Source organism: Candidatus Thiodiazotropha sp. AKAK3, assembly GCF_058244645.1.
The window spans coordinates 71,755-89,898 of record NZ_JBSYOQ010000052.1; the positions used below are offsets into that span (position 1 = coordinate 71,755).

Consider the following 18,144-nt stretch of genomic DNA (forward strand, 5'->3'; position numbering starts at 1 on the left):
GATGCTGTTCCGTTCCGATCTCGCCCGGCTGCCCCGCCTCATGGACGGCTTCATAGCCGATCAGATCGGCCAGGTATGGGACAACCCAATCTTCGCAGGTCTCGATGAACCAGTTTTCGTAGAGCTGATCGATGTCATCCTCGACAATCTCGACCTGTTCACCAATCACCTGCAGCAGTGCGCGTAGCGGATAGCCCTGTTCCGCATCGCGCTGACGATGGACGACAGGCAGCAGGTTAAAGAGTCGGTCCGGGTGGCGTTTCATCATCTCACCTCCGTCAGAATGAGTGTGTCAGGGAGCTCGGGATTCAGGTAGGCGAGCTGTGCCGGACGAATACCCAGGATCGGATCGGTGTGTGCCAGGTCGACAAGAATGCGCTGTTTTGGTTGGGTGGTGGTGTCACAGAGCCTCCCGCCCGCTGACCCGGGCGTCTGCGAAGTGGCCAGATCTGCCAGTTTCTGCGCCAGCACCTCTGGGTCTTCGGCCTCACTTTCAGCGATCGCATCCAGCAGATCGACGTCGACATAATCGACACCTTCAACGCCCTGTATGACACCGATCACCTCACTCAGCAGAAGGTCCTGCCCCAGTTCTCGTAGATCAAAACTGAAATGCGCCAGCACAGCGACGCGGATGGCGGGCTCGACCTTTTCCCACAGATACGCCTCATGGATCCTCACTCGCGCACTAATGAAGAGAAAGAGCACCTCTCTGAGCGCTACCTGCAGCGGCAGATGGGGGTCACCGAAGCGATCGAGGGAGCGCAACAGATTCCGATAGAGATCCGATTGCAGCTCAATGGGCTGGTCATCTTCACCGGCAATGGTGAGATGGATCAGATTGACGCGCCCGTCGGAAAGATTGACGGAATGGGCTTTGCCGATGCCGGCATAGGTGCGGGTGAAACTGGCGTAATCCTCCACCGATACGAGACGGTCGAGGGCGAGCACAGCCAATGGGGCGTTGCGGCGGGCCTGGTTACGACTCTCAGCGTCGGCGCCGCCGGAGGCCATCTGGGGATTGACCACCTCTTTGACTCCGAGTGGCGGGGAACCCAGCGCGCTGATCTTAGCTGCCTCCACATTGCCCGCCTTACCGATGCCCGCGCGGTAGACAGCGGTGATATTTTCAACCCCGGTGGGCAGACGGGAACCCCGCTTACCGTCACCAAATATGAGGCTGGTGTTGCCTTCGTTATCCCGCTTGGTCTGGTAACCCCGCGCTGTGTCGTCCAGGTAGAGCAGGGTCTTTTCCTCCGGCCAGAGGATATCGTTGACGCGTACCTCGAGGCTGCTCTCAACGCCCTCAGGAGTGGGGGCTGCGGTGTGGGTGAGCGGGCTCTTTCCCAGAGTAAATGACTGGAAAGGTTGCGCAGCATTGCCGCTGCCCAGGGTCTCTCTCTGAGTCTCACCGTGGCTGGCCTTGACCAGGTTGGCGTTGATCTTGACGCTGTTGCGTCGATAGCGATAGGCCAGCTCTTCGGCCAGGAGCAGTCTTGTGTGCAGGGTGTCGGTCGGTAGCTCCATCGGGTTGCCATTGGGGGCAGTGACGATCTGCACCTTGTGCTCCACGCCGGCCAACATGGCTATTTCACTGGCTTCGATCCCTTCGATGATCTGTTCGTTCTCATCCAGAACATCGCTACGTTCACCTGCAACCACCACCCAGCGTCCCGCCTCGAGCGCTTCATAGAGACCATCGAGTTCGATCTCGTCGCCGCCCACATCCTCCTCAATGGGCGCCTCGGCCAGATCCTGAATCTCGCTCTGCGCATAGACGGTAGTTGAGCGGAGCAAAGAGAGGGAGCTGTCCATATGATCGAGCCATTCACCGTCAAGCAGGAGTTGCGTCACCTTCGCAGAGATGCCGTAATCGACTCGTGACAGGACATTTACCTGTTGCACCCGGTGTAGCTCGGGCTCTCTGTCGGGCCGATCGATCAGCACCCAACTGCCAACTGTGATGTCATCGTAGGTGGCATCGAGAGAGAGCAGACGGAAGGTTGTGTTGTTAACTGCGAAGTTCGATTCATCGAGGGTGGTCTGCAAGCGTGAGCGGGCACTGTCCAGTGAGATGGTGACTTGCCGGCTCTCCCCAGGTATGGGTTTGGAGATAGTCTGGCCGCTGGTTATTGGAATAGCGCTCATGCCAGTGACAATCACTTCGAAGAAGCTGACACCACTGGGTATTGTCCCCATCACCGTCGCTCCTACATGAGGTCTCCCTTGAATCTGGATAGTTCGTTGCTGACTATCGTTCTCGAATTGCACAGCAATTCCAAGAAGAGTCCAGTCTGTTCCTTCACCACCATAGGCGACGCGGACGTGAACCCTGGTTGTGGTATGCGCAATCTGGTATGTGCGTTCGTAGATAGTGTTGTCGGGATCTATTAAATCCAATTCGTCCAGAGACACCACCAGTTCCGGTAGGGTGTTGATTCCATCCGCATTGGAGATGTGAAGTTGCAGTGGAGGGAACTCATCATTGATATCAAAGGGTGTAACAAAGGCGGTATCCACCGCTATGTCTGGATCAGAGGAACTCAAGCTCAATCCGAGCGCTGACTTGAACTCAGCCAGGCTCCACTCCTCTCTTCCCACCAGGACATTGTCTTCATAAACCAGGTCGAGCGGTGCGTTGTGGCCGAAGGGGGCGGTCTTGACGCGAAACGCCTCGACCTGTGCCAAATCGTCGGGGTTCACGCCTGTCACTGGCGCGTTGGCGTAGGCGGTGTAGAGGGTCTCCCGCAGGCGTGGACTGAAGCGGGTCAGCAGACGGGGACCGAGATCGGAGCTGGCACCGTAGGTCAGCTGTGCTGAACGGGGGAGCTGAAAGCGGCTGGGCGGTTGCAGGGAGGGCGCTTTACGCAACCCCCTCACCACTTCGGCCAGCCGGGTCAAGGCCGGTTCCAGGGTGGTGGTGCCGGGCGTGGGGGAGCCTCCGGGAAGGGCAGTAACGGTGCCATAGGGCAGATAGCTCAGTGTTGTCAGCTCGGCGGCACTATCCATCTCTACCGCTTGTACAGCGTAGGCCTCGGCCAGATTGTCTTGCACTATCACCAGGGCATCGCTGACCTTGAGGTCGGTGGCTGAGCCGGAGAGGTAGAGGTCTCGCGCCTCGGTAAATCCGCTCTCTGGCAAGAGGTAGAGGGGGCGTGACAGGCGTGGGGAGATGGCATTCCATGCGCTGCGGGCCTGCAGCGGCTCATCGGTCTCGAAGGGTTGCGGCAGTTCACCGGGACCCGGCAGGCTGCGGGCCAGGGTGCCGGCCGGGATCTCGATCTCGAACTCATCCTCCAGCGTGAAGGCGAGGAAGACAGTGGCGGAGACTCCCGGACGCAAGCGATAACCCACCAGCCGCGCCAGCTCAAGAATCGAGCGCCGCTCGGTAGCAGTCAGCAGGTAGCCCTCATTCGCGATACGCTCCTGGTAGAAGGTCAAAACATCGGCGATGCTGGCCCAGGCGTCGAGCAGGGCCAGGGAGGGGTCGTCCCGTTGGCGGGTTTTCAACTGCAGCAGGGGACGCCTGCCATCCGCCAGGCGGTGGCTGGTGAGACGTGCCACCATCGATTCGAAAAAGCTCCCATGGGTCCCCACCCTATAACTCAAGGCAGTGAGACCGGGACGGTTGGCGGTCGACTGGGGAGTCAGGGATTCGGTGCCTTGGCAGCAGCCACAGGTCGGGTCTTTCATCGTCCACCTCGCAGCTCAAACTGAATACGTCCGTGTTCCGGAAAGTTGGGATTATTGTCGAGCCGTGCAATCTCTAACGGCCCGATGGGTAGCACCCCCTGCTCGATCTCGCCGTTGGGCCCCTCGAAGAGCCGCTGCAGTCTCGTTACCCTGATGCTCTCCACACCGGGGATGGTTTGTGCTGCTGCCACCAGTCGACTCAAAGAGATGCTTTGACCAAAGCTCAGTGCGTCCGGATGGAAGAAGCCCAGAGTGCCATCGGGCAGAGAGTCGCTACTAAAACGTTTCAGAAGGGCTAGCCGCACATCGCCGCGCAGAAAACCGGCCTTGATGCAGATCGTCAGCACCAGATCGATCGCCACATAGTGTGCCGGCAGGACGGCCAAGTCGTGTCCGATGCGGCGGAAGCGATAGAGGTGCTGTTCGACCTCGTTGAGGAGTTCACTGTCGGCTACCGTCTCTCCCAGCGGATCGATGGCGACACGCATCTCGTACCAGCTGCCGTTCCAGCGCAGCTCAGCGGCGGCACGCTGTACCGCTGGATGCTGGGCAGCCAGTTCGGCGTAATCTTCCGGGGTGATGGCGCGCTCAAGTTGCTGACGAAAGGCGTGTGGGGCGAACAGCTTGACATCAGACACCGTCTCCGCAGCGGTACCACCACTTGCCGGCAGGGGATTACGGGGGCTTAGGCTGAGACCGCTGACAGTGGTATCGGAGACAACCAGCAGAAGCTTGTCCGCACCGATGTTGCCCTGGGGTCCATTACCGATGCGGTAGATGGCTTCGAAGCGGTGATTGCTTTGCGGCTGGTTGCCCAACTCGCCCTCTCCAAAGCGAAGATGGGCACGGCGTCGGTCGTCCATCTCGACGACGAAGTGATTCTCATTGTCATGGCTTGCCAGCAGATCCCGCCGGGTCTGCCAGGGTGTTGTCTCTATGTCTGCGGGTTGGGCGATTGAATCATCAGGTCCATCGTTGTGGCAGTCGGGATCCGGCCAGCTGGAGAGTCTGATCCAGGGCAGTGCCAGACGTGGTTCCTGATGCAGCATCTCCGTGGCCGGGATCTCGGTTAGCAACGGCTGACTGAAGGTAAGCGGGCTCTCACTGAGGATGGGGCTGAAGCGTCCAGGATGGGGGACAGGATCAGAAGGGCGTCCCTCACGAACACAACTCGTGGTCTCACTCTCTGTCGGCACACAGCCGAGGGCTTCAGGTTCGTCGAGGCGACGTCCGTGATCGCTGAGCACCAGGTTGCCCCGGACCACCGTGACATGCTCGATCAACGCACATTCCGGGGCTGGCCCCACAACGGAGAGACAGAGGGGGAAGGGCAGGGCGTCCTCCTCCGACCAGGTGATCGCCAGCAGCGGCAAGCCGTTGAGCGGGTCGATGACCGGGTCGACCCTGATGAGTCGCACCGGGTGACGATGGGTGGGGTCGGCATCGTCGGGGTCGCCGGTTTTCGGGCCAATGACCTCTTCAAAGATCAACACATCACCGGGTTGCAGATGGAGTCTGCGTGTGGCTGGGGGTGGCTCGTCTGGCGTGGTATCGTCCTCGCAGGGTTGCTCGTCACTCGCCTCCGGTTCATCTGCTGATGCACCGTTTGGGGTAGTGGTGGTTGGTGTCTCTGCAGGCTGTTCCGTCCCCGCGGGGGATTGTGGTGCAGCTGTGCCGTCGATGAGCCAGGCGCTAGTGGCGCCTCGCATCAAACAACACTCCCTGTTCCCCCAGGTGTAGAAGTGAATCTCGTTGTGGGATTGATAGAGATGGATCTCCCCGTCTGGCGTTTCGAGCAGGGGTTCGAAAACATCATAATGGTGGTCGGGCACTGCTTTCAGGTCATCCCAGGTCAACAGACGATCTTCAACCTCTGGTGCGCGGGCGAAGGTGGTGATAAATGAGATCTGATCTGCGGGCAATGTGCAGTCCATAGAGGTATCGATGTGGACCCAGGTGCGAGCATTGCACCCTTCGTGCATCAGGTAGTCGACCAGGCGGGCATGTCGTCGCACTGATATACGCTGGCGGGCGGTATCGAGATAGGCTTCGGTGGCGACAGCGTCCTGGTAGTAGCTGAGATAGTCTCCGACATAGGCGAGGATCTCCACCAGAGTAATGCCGAGGTCGGGGGTATGGCGCTCGCTCCAATCCGGCATGACCACGGAGAGCCGGTCGAGAATCAGTTGCCGAAAACTCGCGTAATCTTTTGACAGGTAGTCGAGATCTGGTTTTGGATAGATCTCAGGAGGACAGATTTTCTGCTGCTTGCAGTCCAGCTCGCTGGGACATGAGAGCTTGAAATTGAACGAGAGGCAGAGATAGCGCGGGTCGAATAGGCTCTCCTGCGGCAGATTGACCAGACAGAGCTGATAGGTGGAGAAGTCTCCCGGCCTGTCGAGTGTTAGAACAATACAATTGTCCAGCTCCGGGTCGTGTTGCGGGCAGACCACCAAATCGACTATCTGAATGTCACGGATGCGTTCACCACCGCTGATCTCGAAGTTATCAATCGTCAGATTCTCCGGCGCCGGTCCGAGAAAGTAGACCGTCAGCATCAGTTGATCGTCGCTGACCTCGAGATAGTCGAGCCCGTTGTAATTCTGCTGCCGAACCTGATGGCGGCGCTGCTCGGTCTGGCAGACCATATTCGTAATTGTCATGATGCCACCCGCTCGAAGCTTGCCGTGTGTGCCTCACCATTACGCTGCACGATGTAGCGGACGTTGACCCGCAGCGTCGACTCCTCGGTGGAGGCGACCAACACCTGCACCGTGATCAGGTCGCCCAAGTAGCGCTGCAGTCCCGCCTGGGCGGTGCGCTGCAGTGTCGAGACGAGCGCTTCGCTGTTGGGCTCGAAGAGGACATTAAGCAGACCGCCGCCGAACTCGGGTCGGTTGACCCGCTCGCCAGGGTTGGTGAAGAGAAACTGCTCGATCATGTCGCGGATATGGTCGTCATCGTCGGTGAGGGCCGTGCGACCGCGATCGTCGAAATGGAAGGGGTAGTCGATGTTGATCATGTCGCTTTCACTCGCAGTTGGGTGGCGATCACATTGAGGCCGGTGCCTGTGGGTGTGCAGATCGCCTGACTGTTCTGCAATAGCAGCGGTGTCCCGCTGGCCTTAACCCGTGTGGCTGCGCTGACCCACTGCGCAGTGACACAGGGCCCGTTCCCATTGGGCGGCGGAGGCATTGTGCAACCGGCGACGGTGTGTATCGTCGTTTGGGTAACGATTGGCTGCCCGCTGACCTTGACCCGTGGATTGGTCACGGTCGGCTGCGCCTGCCCAGCGTGCAGGCAGAGCACGGTGGCTCCCTGGTGGAGAATGAAACCGGGCATCAGGTCACCTCCAGTGCTGTGCCGTTGATGGCGGTCTTGGGGCCTTGCAGCTTGATCGTCGCACCCTGCCCGTTATCGATCTCCAGGCCCTGGGCGTTGAGCAAGATCTTCATGCCCGCTGTTGTCTCGATGGTGATACCGCCAGCCCCCGGCGTGTCATCGAGAGAGACGGTCGCCGTATCGGTCTTGATGATCTTCTTCTCTGCCAGCGGCGGACTGGCCGGTATGTCGCTCGACTGATCCCAGAATCCACCGACCCAGATCGGATAGTCGGGATTACCACCCTCGAATTCGACCCAGATTCGTGCATCGACCGGTGGCAGCATAAAGAAACCCACTCCTGGACCGGCATAGGGCACACAGGGCATGGCCCAACTGAGACGGCTGCTTCCCAGCACCTGCGGCACCATGACCTGCAACCGTCCCAACTGCTGTGGGTCCAGGTTGTTGACGACAGTGCCTCGATATTTGCCGTAGAACATGGGTCAGGTGCTCACAAATGGGGTGGTGGTGCCGACGCCTTCGCGGGTCAGCGCGAAGGTCTGCTTGTATTCGCCTTTACGCACATCGATCTTATGGGTCACGCTCTTTACGTAGTAGGTGCCATCGTAGTGCTCCCCGGCACCGCGCACGTCGACCAGACCGCGGGGCTTGAGGATGCGGCCGTAACGCAGCGCGTCAAGAGTGCCGTTAGCTTTCACCACCTGGTCGAACGATTTGTCGACCTCCCCTTGCGCTTTGGCTCTCGCTCCCGTGTCGCTCATGCCGTCCGGGCGGGTGAGGAAGTCACGCTTGCGGGCAGTGGGAATACGGCTGGCCAGCGGTGGTGTTCGTGAGTAGCGATCAAGGGTCTCCTCATTACCGTTCTCCAGGGTGAAGGTCATCTTCTTGGGGGTTATTTCGTCGTATTTGAAACTGATCGATTCCACATTGGTGTTCGGGCCCATGTTGACCGAGAGTGCTCCCTGGGTTCTGCCGCGGCGAGAAGGCGATCCCCAGTAGGCTACGTTGGTGCCAGGCACGGGACCTGGATCGACATAGAAGACGAAGCCGTGTTTGCCGGCAAGCTCGGTCAGATACTCCAGATCGGTCTTGTTATTGGGCTGGGTGGTCGTCTGCTGCGCGACGGTTCGCGTCTCAGAGCTTGCTGGCGACTCTACATCAGGGCGCATGCCATAGGGGACGAGGTAGTCGAGCAGAATGAAAAAGACGATCAGCTCATCGGAGAGATTCGGATAGGCTCGCGATTGCTTTTCCAGGTCCATCATCACACTCACATCTTCGCCAGTCAGGGTCAGTTTCGACGTGCCCGGATCGTTGCCGGGTGCCAGTTGATGGTTGGTGATGATGCCGTCCATGATCGGCTGGGGTGTGACACCGAACAGGACATTCAACAGCAACCGGTTGAAGGGTTTGATGCGGTTCTCCTTGAGTAACGAATAGTCCCTGAGATCGAAAGCGCCGCGGCCGATTTGAAACACCAACTGAAAACCGGAGCGGCCTTCGTCCTTATGGGTCACCTCGACACTGTCCAGCGCCTCATTGACCTTTAGCGGTGCCGGTGTCGGCACCGTCTCGCCAATAAGCAGTTGCAGATGCAGGCCGAGGAGATTCATGGCGTTATTGATCCTGGCAACAATGAGATGCTCAGCTTGCGCCCGATCTCGGCAACAAGCGCTTCTGCCTGCATGGCGTTGTTGATGTCAGCAAGTTGCCAGAAGAGTTCTGGATCACCCAGATAGCGGGCCGTGATGTGGTCGAGTCGCTCTCCTTCGGTTACGGTGTGTTCGACAAAGACCGTCCCGCTTGCCAGCGGCGGCAGAAAGCGTCGGCGCACATAGCGCACCTCGCGCCCGTTTGGCAGTGTCAGGGTGGTGGTCTCAAGTTCAAAGTAGCGGCTGCTGGGTTCAAACATGGTGAGTGTCCTTTGTCAGGCAAAGAGGTCGTCAAGATTGCTCATGTTGCCGATACTGCCCATGGTGGCGAAGACCTCTTTCGCGATCTGATGTCCTACGAAGATCGTATAGCCCGGATGTATCAATGAAAGATCGTTGTAGCTGAGCACCTTGAGATTGAGTGTGGCCTTGGCCTTGATCGGATTGAGGTTGGAGTCATAGGTCTGTTCCTCGATGCTGAACTCCTTGATCTGTACCGGCAGGATCCGCTGCGGGCCCCAGACGAAGAGGGTGAGTGGTCCTGTCGGTGGGATGACCTCAATAGTTCCCGTAGCCAGCAGTACCGTGTTGGTGATGACCAGCGCGCTCTTGGGGTAGATCAGCATCTCCAGCGCAGAGAGCTGCGGATAGAGTCCGAGGGACTCGGTGGTGCCGTCACCTTCGGCGAGCGCATCGGCGGCGTCGAAGAGCAGCTCCATACGGATGCTCTCTTCGGGCGCGCCCTTCAATCGTTGGGTCTCGAAGATGGAGCCGGAGCTGCCGGAAGTCTGCGGCGTCAGCGTGCGCGTCAGCTTCTCCGGATTGAACTGGAAGACCACCACGCTTGCGACGGGGTTGAAGATATCTAGTCCAATGATGGCGCCTTTACGCATAACTTGCCTCTAGGATACGTGGTCAGTAAGCGGAAAATCCCTCGTTGCCTTCGACCATGTCTAAAGCTGATGCTTCAACCGCCGCGGCAAAGAGTTTTTGTACTTCACGACATCTGCTGTTTGGGATGCTGACGATTAGACGGTTCCGGATTCCCGGCCATCCCATGGAGCTGGGTCGTTCGATGTTGAAGGAAATTCCCTGCGATGAGAGTAGGTTGTCGATTATTCGTTCGTTCTCCTTGGTGTCGCGAATATCAGCAATCTCGCAGGTATCCGATAGCGACTCCGTTTGTCGAAGACTGGGTCCTGCATAGTGAAGCAAAGCGCCGATGTCATAAGACGCCGGGGGGGGTGGCGAATTGTCTTGATCATTCATGGCTGCCTCCCGATGAGAGAATTGGTTCCACTCGGAAATGTAAGCGGTTGCACTTGCGACTTCACCAACGCTGTATGCATACGTATTGCCAAAGAGACAGCTTGCAAGAATCAGTAGATTCACAGGCATGGGTGAGCAACTCTCGATTGTGGAATGATTAACTCCATTCATGTGCATGTTTTACCTACGACATCGGCAGGGACAGGTCCGCCTTGGACGAATCGCGGTGAACCATCACCGTTTGCTTCGGTTACATTGTTGACATTGGATCCGGCGGCACAAACCGTACCAGCTATTGGGACGGTTACGCAGCCAGCGGACCAGTTCAGATTCCAATCCACATGATGAAGCGAATGTACGCAGCCGCTTGGAATATGCCGGACAAGAACCCAAATTCGGAACTCGTCCCGCATAGTCATGGTACTCAATGTCGATGGGGTACGGAGCGGCGAGCACGATGGATTGTTCAATAAATCGATGAATGCACCATCGGCTGGTGCATCCGGCCAGTCTAGATTGACGGTGTCGCCATTCGCGGTAAAGTTTTCCAGGAGGCTGGCATGGGGGCCTGAAACGAATATGGGATTGTAGCTGCCACCAGGCGCACCATCTTTTATCGGTACATTCGGTAGGGTGGTTCGTATTGTGGTTCCGGACAGATAACTGGCAACACGGTTGGTCGATAGCACATTCTGGGCGAAACCGACTTGAAACTCGCGTGCTTTTGGATCGTTCGGCGCCTGAATAGTTATCTCTGGATCATAGTTTATCGGGGTGGTTCCCTGCATGAACAAGAAATCATGCCCATGGTTTGAGGCGACACGGATATTCGCGGCAGGACTGCTTCCGGTGGCATTCTGATTTGCAAGCGAGAAAGTTACACCGGAAAATGGTGCGTTGCATGTTGCAAGTGCAGGCGCGGGTGCGGGAATTGGTCCTGTGGTGGCTGGGGGATGCCCGGCGCCGGTTGTATCGTGTCGGTCCAAGAGTTCCATCGTTTCTGGTCCAACGATACCGTCGATGAGAACTGCGCCGGCGTCTGTTTGAAACCGCTTTACGGCCGCTACGGTTTCGTCGCCAAATACCCCGTCTGCGCGACGAAATGGAAGCGGGTAACCTTGGTCTATCAAGGATTGCTGGATGAGAGTGACGGAAAGGCCAGTGTCTCCTTTTCTAATAAGTCTTTCATCGTCATAAGCTGCTTCCAGCACGACATTACCGCGAAAGCGGGTAGCCGTCAGGTCATGGCCATCGCCAATGGTGCGTTGCAAGATTCCTGTTGGTGCGGTGTTCGTTCCGGATTGCTGCAACACATGAGTCAATTCATGAGCCAACAGCCGTTTACCGGCGGTTGAACGGGGATTGTAATTTCCAGACCCGAAAACGATATGATTGCCGACCGTATAGGCTTTAGCGTTCATTGCCCTGGCAGATTTCGCGGCGTGATATCCCGTATGCAGCCGCACACCCTCGAAGTTGATTGCGTGCTGGAATTCTGTGGGTGACTCGATGTTGCGGGGCGACTGCATGACTGCCGATGCCACTCTGTCCGCTTCACTCTCGTATCCGCTGTCTGGTCGATCCGTTACCAGACTGGCGCTCGATACCTGTGGTTTTGCTTGGTTTAGCTGGACATGCGCGAAGCTATGCGCAAATCCGGACTCCATGTTTATTCTCGTGGTCGCATCCAATGGTTTCGCTGATGAGCGTAATACTTTACCGACGATGGAGGGTACAGCGGGAGGTGCATCATGGTTCGCTGCGCGTCTTTGCAAAAAGCTGCTTTTCTTCTGGCGCCTGACCTGATCATCTTCTCCCGATTGCCGGGCGCATGAACACTTGCGCTGTAGTAGTCCTCTATGGGTGTCGATTTTCGCTGTAGTAAGCGTTTGACTTTGCGATTTGATGCCTTGATTCATCTGCTTAACCCCCTGTAGACCGCCCAGCTGATGTGTTGACCCAGGTCGTGTGGAGTTGCAGCATCGACCAGATTGATGTTTTGGACAGGTACGCAAGCACTAACATTCCGGTTGCGGAGGTTCGGCGTAAGCATTCCATTCGATAGTAACTGCTTCAACTCTACTTCGAAGGCAGCCTGGACGGTGTCTATATCTCTGTCTCCGACCGTGAGTCCTTCAAGCACCAGTTGATCGATATACAAGTGGATCTTCATGTAATGGCCTCAGTGTTGGGCTTGGTGTCAGATCGCTGTCCTGCTTGCGGTTGAGCTAGACCTGCCCAGGAGAAGTCGCACTCGTTGATGGGTCGCTCGAGCTTCTGGTACTCGGCCCTGGCCGCATCGAGCATCAGCGGCATGCTCACCGGCACCTTCTGCTGCGCCGCCATGAAGGCAGCGTTGAGGGCGATGTTGGCGATGTTGCCACCAGCGAGACTGAATCGGGCCAGATGGTCGTAATCAAGTTCACCCAATGGCGTCTCAGCGGGCCAAGCCCGTTTCCAGATCGCCTTACGCTGCTGTGGTCCAGGGAAGGGAAAGGTCACCACGAATCGCAGCCGGCGCATAAAGGCATCATCGAGTGCACTGCGCATATTAGTGGCGAGGATGGCCAGACCACGATAGGACTCAATCCGCTGCAGCAGGTAGCTGGTCTCGATGTTGGCGTAGCGGTCGTGGCTGTCGCGTACTTCACTGCGCTTGCCGAACAGGGCATCGGCCTCGTCGAAGAAGAGGATGGCGCCACCGTCCTCCGCGGCGTCGAAGAGTCGGCGCAGATTCTTCTCGGTCTCGCCGATGTATTTGGAGACAACCGCCGACAGGTCGATGCGGTAGAGATGCAGGCCCAGCTCATTGGCGATCACCTCAGCGGCCATGGTCTTGCCAGTGCCGCTCTCGCCGGCGAACAGGGCACTGATCCCCAGTCCCCGGTTCATACGCTTGCGGAAGCCCCAGCCGTCATAGACCTGGCTGCGTTGAGCCACCTGTACAGCGACCTGACGCAGCAGCTCCATCTCTTCAGGGGGCAGCACGATATCATCCCAGGTGGCGACGGGATTGAGCCTCTGCGCCAGTTGTTCCATACGTGGGCTGGTGTTGGCGAGACAGGCTTGCCACAGGCTTTTGTGAATGTCGCTATGCACCGCTTCCTGAGCGGCTGATTGAACGATCTGATGGATGGCGGTTATATTCAGGTCGAATTGGCCGGCAAGCAGTTTGGGGCTCTCGCTGGATGCACCGTTCAGGGCTTTCGTCCACGCCGCCTCTTGTTCGGCAGGCGTCGGTTTATTGATTTCGACCGCTTGGATAGATGCACTCAGATCAGCACGGACCTCGCGGACACTGAGCAGAAATACCCCCCGACTGCGTGAGAGAAAGCGCTGCAACGGTGTTGCAGCATTACTCTTCTCTTTGTCGTCAGCCCCTTCGTGTTCGTGGGTATCCAGAAAGAGGGCAATAGGCAACAGAATGCTCTCGCGCTGCCACAGCCGGGCCAGGGATTCGAGGTCAGCCGCCTGTTGTGGCAGCAGTTCCACAGGTAGCCGATAGAGGTTGAGATTGAGTAACTGGGCGGCCTGCTGCGCCACCAGCTGTTTGCTCAGCGGATCGCTGCCGATGATTTGTATGGGCTGTGTAGTACCGTTGCCGGAAGCCAGTTGTAGGCTCTGCACCACCCTTTTACAGGCGGCTTCCTGGGAGGGTGTGAGGGAGTGGTGAGGTGCTGCATCAAAGGGAACCAGCAGCGGTGTCAGGCGATCATCGAGATAGTTGAGCCCTTTGATGTAGTTGACCACACGCTCATCGGCACGCAGCGGGCTGGTGGTTAACGGTTGCGCTCCGGGCTGGTTTATTTCGATCAGGCGCCACTGTCGCAGTGGGCGCTCGGGTGAGAGCACGTCCCAGGCCGGTTCATCAAAAAGCGCCAATGCCAGGGCGAAGGTGGGATAGCTTTGATTTGGGTTCTGCTGTGCCTGAGCGCAGAGTCCGGCAATGCGGGTGTCTAGCTCGACAGCAGTGCAGAGCAGCAGCACCTCCTGCTCAAAACGGGAGAGGCCCAGACGATTTCCCAGGATGATCAGCGCGGGCGGCGGTTCGACCGACTCCGCCTGTTTCAGATCGCTGCTGGCCTGTTCAAGCTCCGCTTCGTAAGGGGGTGTCGAAGGGAGCGACAAGTGCTTTGTTTCCGACTCACGACGACGGAAAAAACCGCTGCGTGTCGGCTCTGTTGCCGGTTCAGAGACGATGTTCTGGGATAGACTCGCCAGACGCTTCAGCCGCAGGCGCAGCCAGTGCAATGCGGCCTCCAGAGAGGCATTGTTGTTGAGCTGCCACTGCTCTTCACTGCTGGCCGTGCGTTGCTCCAGGTTGGTTTCGATAGCCTGGTCGTTCATGGCGTTATCACCACTGTCTGATTGCTGTCGAACTGCGGCAGGCTGCTTGTAAAATCGATCGGGATGCTGTCGACGCCATCGACCCGCAGGCGGATGACATAGTCACCCGCTTCCAGTCCGTCGATGGGAAAGATCAGCGTCGTGTCGCTGTCTGGATCACCCGGGGTGGTGACGCTGGTAGGGGTGATCTCCTGGTCACCCATGAGCAGCACGGTCCGCTGATCCGAGAGGATCTGTGGTGTGCAGGTCAAGGTCAGATCGAAGGGCTGGGCGCCGACGGCCTGCGTCATAGGCGTTATGCCGGTGATGGTCGGCGCGAGACCGAAGGGCAGTCGGTTGGTGGTCCAGTTCGGTGGGGTCGGCCGCTGGACCTCCAGTTCCACGGTGTAGAAACCTGCCGGCCAGGCCTCCGGAGTGCCGGGGTCAGAAGCATTGGGAAGACGAAATTGTACTTCGGTGTCGCTTTGCTCTGCTTCGAGGGGCAGTGACAGTAGTGTGTCGAGGCGACTGTGTCGCAGGCGTGCGTGCATCTCTTCGTCGCCGAAGTGAGTGCCGCGGAGTAGCACCACATCACCCAGTTCGGCGGCAGGTTTGCCGTGCGTTGGCCGAGTCGGCAGGGTCGGGTCGAAGAACTCCTGGACCTCCAGCAAGGTCGGTGCCGGCGCTGCGACAACGAGTGGCCCTCGATCTTCGCCGCCACGTCGCAACACCGGCAGGGGTGCACGTTGCGGGCGACGGCTCTCGATCAACACCAGGGCCACCTGATAGATGGCGGAGATACGATACTCGGATTGAAAGCCGGCCCAAAGCTTGGAGAGTTCGTCGAGTGAAAAGGGTTGTGGCGTGATGCGCACCCGCTCGATCTGACTGTCGAGTTCACTTAGGGCCAGCGCACTGCCGATTTCTGCACGGCTTAGCAAGGGGTGATCGTGAAGGATCTGCATCGCTGTGCCGAGTATCACCTGGCCGATCAGTTCATTGTCACTCTCGGCGTAGGCGGTGACCAGATAGAAGAGGTTGAGCGGCAGAGGCGGGTATCCGCTTTCGCCGGAACGGACCTGCCTGGGTATATCCATATTGCGCCACGCTGCGCTGATGTCGGTCTGGTAGAGAAACAGATTGAGTCGGTTGCGCGATGCGTCGGGCAGGCGGACGCGATCTGGTGGCAGGGTCGTCACCTCGATCTGGGCGGTCGGTCTTGTATCATTGGGCAGGGTGCTGTAATCGGCGGTCGCTACACTGTTCAGGAGGTTGCGCAGTGTGCGGGTGACAGCAGCGATGGCGAGGGCATTACTCATGGACCTAACCTTTTTTCCCGGTGCGTTGTGCCAGATAGTCGTCTAGGCTCATGACCTCAGGCTTTGATTGCCGCTGCGGAGGGGTTGGCGCGGCGGCCTTCTCAGCGGTGGCACGAACTTCGACTCGGCCGATGCTGATATGAACTTCGGTTGTTTGCGGGACCTCCGGAAATGGCGGTATCTTCGGTGTCAGCGGTTTCAAGGTTTGCGAGGCGGAGGGGACTTTCGGTGGCCTCTGCAATGGGCCACTGTTCGATGCCAGTTCGCCCGACTTATGGTTCTGCAGATGCTTCGTTCTGCGGGGTGTTGTATTTGCTGGGTACGGTGCTGAATGCAAGCTCGTACTCAGCGGCAAAGAGTCAGTCGCCTCCCTTTCAAGATTGTCCCTGGATCTCCTTTGTGGTTCGGAAGCCGGCGACGCAGTGTTGGATGCAGTCTCTGCTGGCTCTAATTCCGACCTCGTCGGCTCCTGGCGTGAGATGGGTTGCAGTACCATCTGTCTCACCATAGCCTGGAGGATATTATGCTGAGGCTGATGAGGCGCTTCATGGGGTATTTCATTGGATCTCTCAGGCGCCTCCTTGGGCTTAGGTGATGCCGCTTCAACCGGTGTTGGTGACAGGTTGGATTTGGGTTGCTTCGAAAGCGTGATCGGATGGTCGGTGTCGCTCTCGGTTGATCCTGGCCTGGTCTCAATAGAGGGTATTTCTGAAGCGGCAGAACCATCCTCATGAATTGGAGACAAAGGAGCAGGATCTGCTGACTCATGTTGTTCGATGCGTTCACTCACAGCTGCCCCAGGCAACTTTGTCACCCCTTCCTGGTATGTAGTGGATCTCTTCACCTGTACCGATGGGGTAGGATGAGAGACGGGAACTTCCGGTGACTCTGGCGCCGTAATCGGTACGCTCTTCTCAGTCAGCAATATTGATGGAGCCTCAAGAGTCTCTGACTTGATTACAGGCTGCGGCTTCTCGAACGAGATATCAGACGGCATCGTCTCACGCTCCGATGTCACTGCAGACGGTGGCGATTCAGATGGCGACATCGGTTCGAACTGGGATGACGGCCGAGGCAGGAGGATTGCCGTCGAGTCGATGGTACGTGTCAGCAAATTGTCGATGAAGTCATTCATTGCTGCACCATCTGGAGGTAGTAGTTTCGCCGCCAGGGGCTCAACGCGAGGATATCGGATTCACGCCAGTTATAAATCGATGCCAGTAAATGAACTTCGCGCAGGGTGCGCTTGATCCAGTTTTCGATCTCCTGCCAGAAAAACGAGACAATATCGAATGCTGCCTCCCAGCGGTGTCCACATTCGGGACAAGAGAGGTCGGTATGAACATCGGCCTGAGGATCTGCAACGCTCATCTGCTCAACGACGGCACTTACGATGTTGGCGGGGAGACGGCTGATGGCCCGCTTCTTACCTCGAAACCAGGCTCCCTCAATGCAACGGCATAGCAGATGCGAGTGTAGGTCGTCTATCCCCTCCAGATTATCCAGGTCGGCGCTGTTTAGGAGGCGGAACTCCACCCGGTAGTCTCCCTGTTCAATAGATAACTGGGACTCTTTCTGCATGGGTGGAGTGACCTGGAGATCAGCAACGCTGAAGCTCAACTCCAGTTCTTCCCGGCATGCAGGGCAGATGGCAAGACTCGTCAGCTCTTTACCGAAAGTCCACTCCCTGAGCTGAAGAAGACGACTGTCACGCTCACCGATCGGGAGTGCCGCAAGCGCATCCCAGCTGAGCTCTGGGTTGGCATAGGAGAGCAGCAGTAATGCCTTGTCTGCAAGTGAGCGTCTCTGCCCAGCCTCCCAAGCTGCCATCATTTCTTGTGGCGTTAATTCACGCATAGCTAATGTGACTGCAGCAATTTGCTGGTCCTTAAGTTGAGTGTTCCAGAGCAGGCGTGATAGGGATCAGCTACTGGATATCGATTCCGTGCGCCAGCTTTCTACTTTCGTTAAGTGATTCCCCATTACACTGACTATGGGGATTCACAAGCCGACTAATCAGCCGGTTCAGTGAAACTCTCTTCCGTCGGCTCGGTGACTGCTTCGTCCCTCTCCCAACCCTCGTTTTCAAGTTTTAAAGTCTGGATAGCCACAGCATTGGCACTGGCGTCCAACTCTGGAAGCGCTTGATATTCGGAAGGCCAGCATCGCAATACGTTGTAGGAGATAGCGAGTTGTCCAGACTCGTTGTAGACCTCGATGATGACATCCTTACGGAAATCGCGTAGCGAGACCTCGGAGCCCAGCCCGGAACCAAGGTTCCAGACCTTGTTCGCCCACTTCTCGAACTCGGTGTCGTGAGTGACACCACGCTCAAGGGTGACGGCTTCGAATTTTGACTGTCCTGGTGATTTCCGAACCGTGCTCGGGTCTCCCCCTTCACGATGCTCGACGACTTCGGTGGTGCGGCTGAGAGCACTGATCTTGCTCACACCTGCCACATATCGTCCATCCCACTTGATACGAAACTTGAAATTTTTATAGGGATCGAATCTCTCTGTATTCACGCTGAATTGGGCCAT

The 18,144-nt window shown here is 57.7% G+C and carries 20 protein-coding genes and 2 pseudogenes; 4 read left to right on the plus strand and 18 right to left on the minus strand.

Features of this window, described 5'->3' with window-relative positions; all coding sequences use genetic code 11:
- Position 1 precedes the first annotated feature (1 nt).
- On the plus strand, positions 2-187 hold the full coding sequence (locus AC4IE7_RS12215; protein ID WP_490777125.1) for a hypothetical protein: 186 nt from the start codon (positions 2-4) through the stop codon (positions 185-187).
- 77 nt (positions 188-264) lie between these two features.
- Here the strand turns inward: AC4IE7_RS12215 and AC4IE7_RS12220 are convergent, their stop codons facing one another.
- On the minus strand, positions 265-2,871 hold the full coding sequence (locus tag AC4IE7_RS12220) for a putative baseplate assembly protein (RefSeq protein WP_490777148.1): 2,607 nt from the start codon (positions 2,869-2,871) through the stop codon (positions 265-267).
- Here AC4IE7_RS12220 and AC4IE7_RS12225 point away from each other — a divergent pair.
- Positions 2,848-3,093, plus strand: coding sequence for a hypothetical protein (locus tag AC4IE7_RS12225; RefSeq protein ID WP_490777149.1), 246 nt, complete (start codon positions 2,848-2,850; stop codon positions 3,091-3,093). The genes AC4IE7_RS12220 and AC4IE7_RS12225 overlap by 24 nt on opposite strands.
- A gap of 321 nt (positions 3,094-3,414) precedes the next feature.
- On the opposite strand, the pseudogene AC4IE7_RS12230 reads toward AC4IE7_RS12225, so the two are convergent.
- Positions 3,415-3,567 (minus strand): annotated as a pseudogene (locus tag AC4IE7_RS12230) (hypothetical protein); the annotation flags it as partial.
- On the opposite strand from AC4IE7_RS12230, the gene AC4IE7_RS12235 reads away from it, so the two are divergent.
- Positions 3,496-3,717, plus strand: coding sequence for a hypothetical protein (locus AC4IE7_RS12235; protein WP_490777150.1), 222 nt, complete (start codon positions 3,496-3,498; stop codon positions 3,715-3,717). The pseudogene AC4IE7_RS12230 and the gene AC4IE7_RS12235 sit on opposite strands and share 72 nt — an antisense overlap.
- Here AC4IE7_RS12235 and AC4IE7_RS12240 read toward each other — a convergent pair.
- The 10 genes and pseudogenes from AC4IE7_RS12240 to AC4IE7_RS12285 all read right to left on the minus strand — a co-directional run.
- The gene (locus AC4IE7_RS12240; protein WP_490777126.1) at positions 3,690-6,356 is read right to left on the minus strand and encodes a putative baseplate assembly protein; all 2,667 of its coding nucleotides are present in this window, start codon (positions 6,354-6,356) and stop codon (positions 3,690-3,692) included. The genes AC4IE7_RS12235 and AC4IE7_RS12240 overlap by 28 nt on opposite strands.
- Complete coding sequence (locus tag AC4IE7_RS12245) at positions 6,353-6,715, minus strand: GPW/gp25 family protein (protein WP_490777127.1); 363 nt, start codon at positions 6,713-6,715, stop codon at positions 6,353-6,355. Before AC4IE7_RS12245 ends, AC4IE7_RS12240 begins: the two co-directional genes overlap by 4 nt.
- Positions 6,712-7,035, minus strand: coding sequence for a PAAR-like protein (locus tag AC4IE7_RS12250; protein WP_490777128.1), 324 nt, complete (start codon positions 7,033-7,035; stop codon positions 6,712-6,714). The genes AC4IE7_RS12245 and AC4IE7_RS12250 overlap by 4 nt, the downstream gene beginning before the upstream one ends.
- Positions 7,035-7,517: a phage baseplate assembly protein V gene (locus tag AC4IE7_RS12255; RefSeq protein WP_490777129.1), complete on the minus strand. Its 483-nt coding sequence runs from the start codon at positions 7,515-7,517 to the stop codon at positions 7,035-7,037. The genes AC4IE7_RS12250 and AC4IE7_RS12255 overlap by 1 nt, the downstream gene beginning before the upstream one ends.
- Before the next feature lie 3 nt (positions 7,518-7,520).
- Positions 7,521-8,651, minus strand: coding sequence for a hypothetical protein (locus AC4IE7_RS12260; RefSeq protein ID WP_490777130.1), 1,131 nt, complete (start codon positions 8,649-8,651; stop codon positions 7,521-7,523).
- Positions 8,648-8,950, minus strand: a complete 303-nt coding sequence (locus AC4IE7_RS12265) for a hypothetical protein (RefSeq protein WP_490777131.1) — start codon at positions 8,948-8,950, stop codon at positions 8,648-8,650. Before AC4IE7_RS12265 ends, AC4IE7_RS12260 begins: the two co-directional genes overlap by 4 nt.
- A gap of 15 nt (positions 8,951-8,965) precedes the next feature.
- Positions 8,966-9,583 carry a hypothetical protein gene (locus AC4IE7_RS12270; RefSeq protein ID WP_490777132.1) on the minus strand — a complete coding sequence of 206 codons (618 nt, stop codon included), beginning with the start codon at positions 9,581-9,583 and terminating at the stop codon, positions 8,966-8,968.
- Between the two features lie 22 nt (positions 9,584-9,605).
- Positions 9,606-9,959 carry a hypothetical protein gene (locus tag AC4IE7_RS12275; protein WP_490777133.1) on the minus strand — a complete coding sequence of 118 codons (354 nt, stop codon included), beginning with the start codon at positions 9,957-9,959 and terminating at the stop codon, positions 9,606-9,608.
- A 167-nt stretch (positions 9,960-10,126) separates the two neighbouring features.
- A complete protein-coding gene (locus tag AC4IE7_RS12280) occupies positions 10,127-10,954 on the minus strand; it encodes a hypothetical protein (protein ID WP_490777151.1) in 828 nt (275 codons plus the stop codon).
- Positions 10,955-11,002: 48 nt separating this feature from the next.
- Positions 11,003-11,488, minus strand: a pseudogene (locus AC4IE7_RS12285) (eCIS core domain-containing protein); the annotation flags it as partial.
- Between AC4IE7_RS12285 and AC4IE7_RS12290 the strand changes: the two are divergent.
- A complete protein-coding gene (locus AC4IE7_RS12290; RefSeq protein WP_490777152.1) occupies positions 11,487-11,765 on the plus strand; it encodes a hypothetical protein in 279 nt (92 codons plus the stop codon). The pseudogene AC4IE7_RS12285 and the gene AC4IE7_RS12290 overlap by 2 nt on opposite strands.
- 109 nt (positions 11,766-11,874) lie before the next feature.
- Here the strand turns inward: AC4IE7_RS12290 and AC4IE7_RS12295 are convergent, their stop codons facing one another.
- The 6 genes from AC4IE7_RS12295 to AC4IE7_RS12320 form a co-directional block, all read right to left on the minus strand.
- Positions 11,875-12,132 (minus strand): hypothetical protein, encoded by a 258-nt coding sequence (locus tag AC4IE7_RS12295; RefSeq protein ID WP_490777134.1) that lies wholly within the window; start codon positions 12,130-12,132, stop codon positions 11,875-11,877.
- Entirely contained in the window at positions 12,129-14,306 is a 2,178-nt protein-coding gene (locus AC4IE7_RS12300) for an ATP-binding protein (protein WP_490777135.1), read from the minus strand. Before AC4IE7_RS12300 ends, AC4IE7_RS12295 begins: the two co-directional genes overlap by 4 nt.
- Positions 14,303-15,604, minus strand: coding sequence for a Pvc16 family protein (locus AC4IE7_RS12305; RefSeq protein WP_490777136.1), 1,302 nt, complete (start codon positions 15,602-15,604; stop codon positions 14,303-14,305). Before AC4IE7_RS12305 ends, AC4IE7_RS12300 begins: the two co-directional genes overlap by 4 nt.
- Before the next feature lie 4 nt (positions 15,605-15,608).
- Positions 15,609-16,739, minus strand: a complete 1,131-nt coding sequence (locus AC4IE7_RS12310; protein WP_490777137.1) for a hypothetical protein — start codon at positions 16,737-16,739, stop codon at positions 15,609-15,611.
- Positions 16,736-17,461 (minus strand): T4 family baseplate hub assembly chaperone, encoded by a 726-nt coding sequence (locus AC4IE7_RS12315; RefSeq protein ID WP_490777138.1) that lies wholly within the window; start codon positions 17,459-17,461, stop codon positions 16,736-16,738. The genes AC4IE7_RS12310 and AC4IE7_RS12315 overlap by 4 nt, the downstream gene beginning before the upstream one ends.
- Before the next feature lie 155 nt (positions 17,462-17,616).
- A complete protein-coding gene (locus AC4IE7_RS12320) occupies positions 17,617-18,144 on the minus strand; it encodes a phage tail protein (RefSeq protein ID WP_490777139.1) in 528 nt (175 codons plus the stop codon).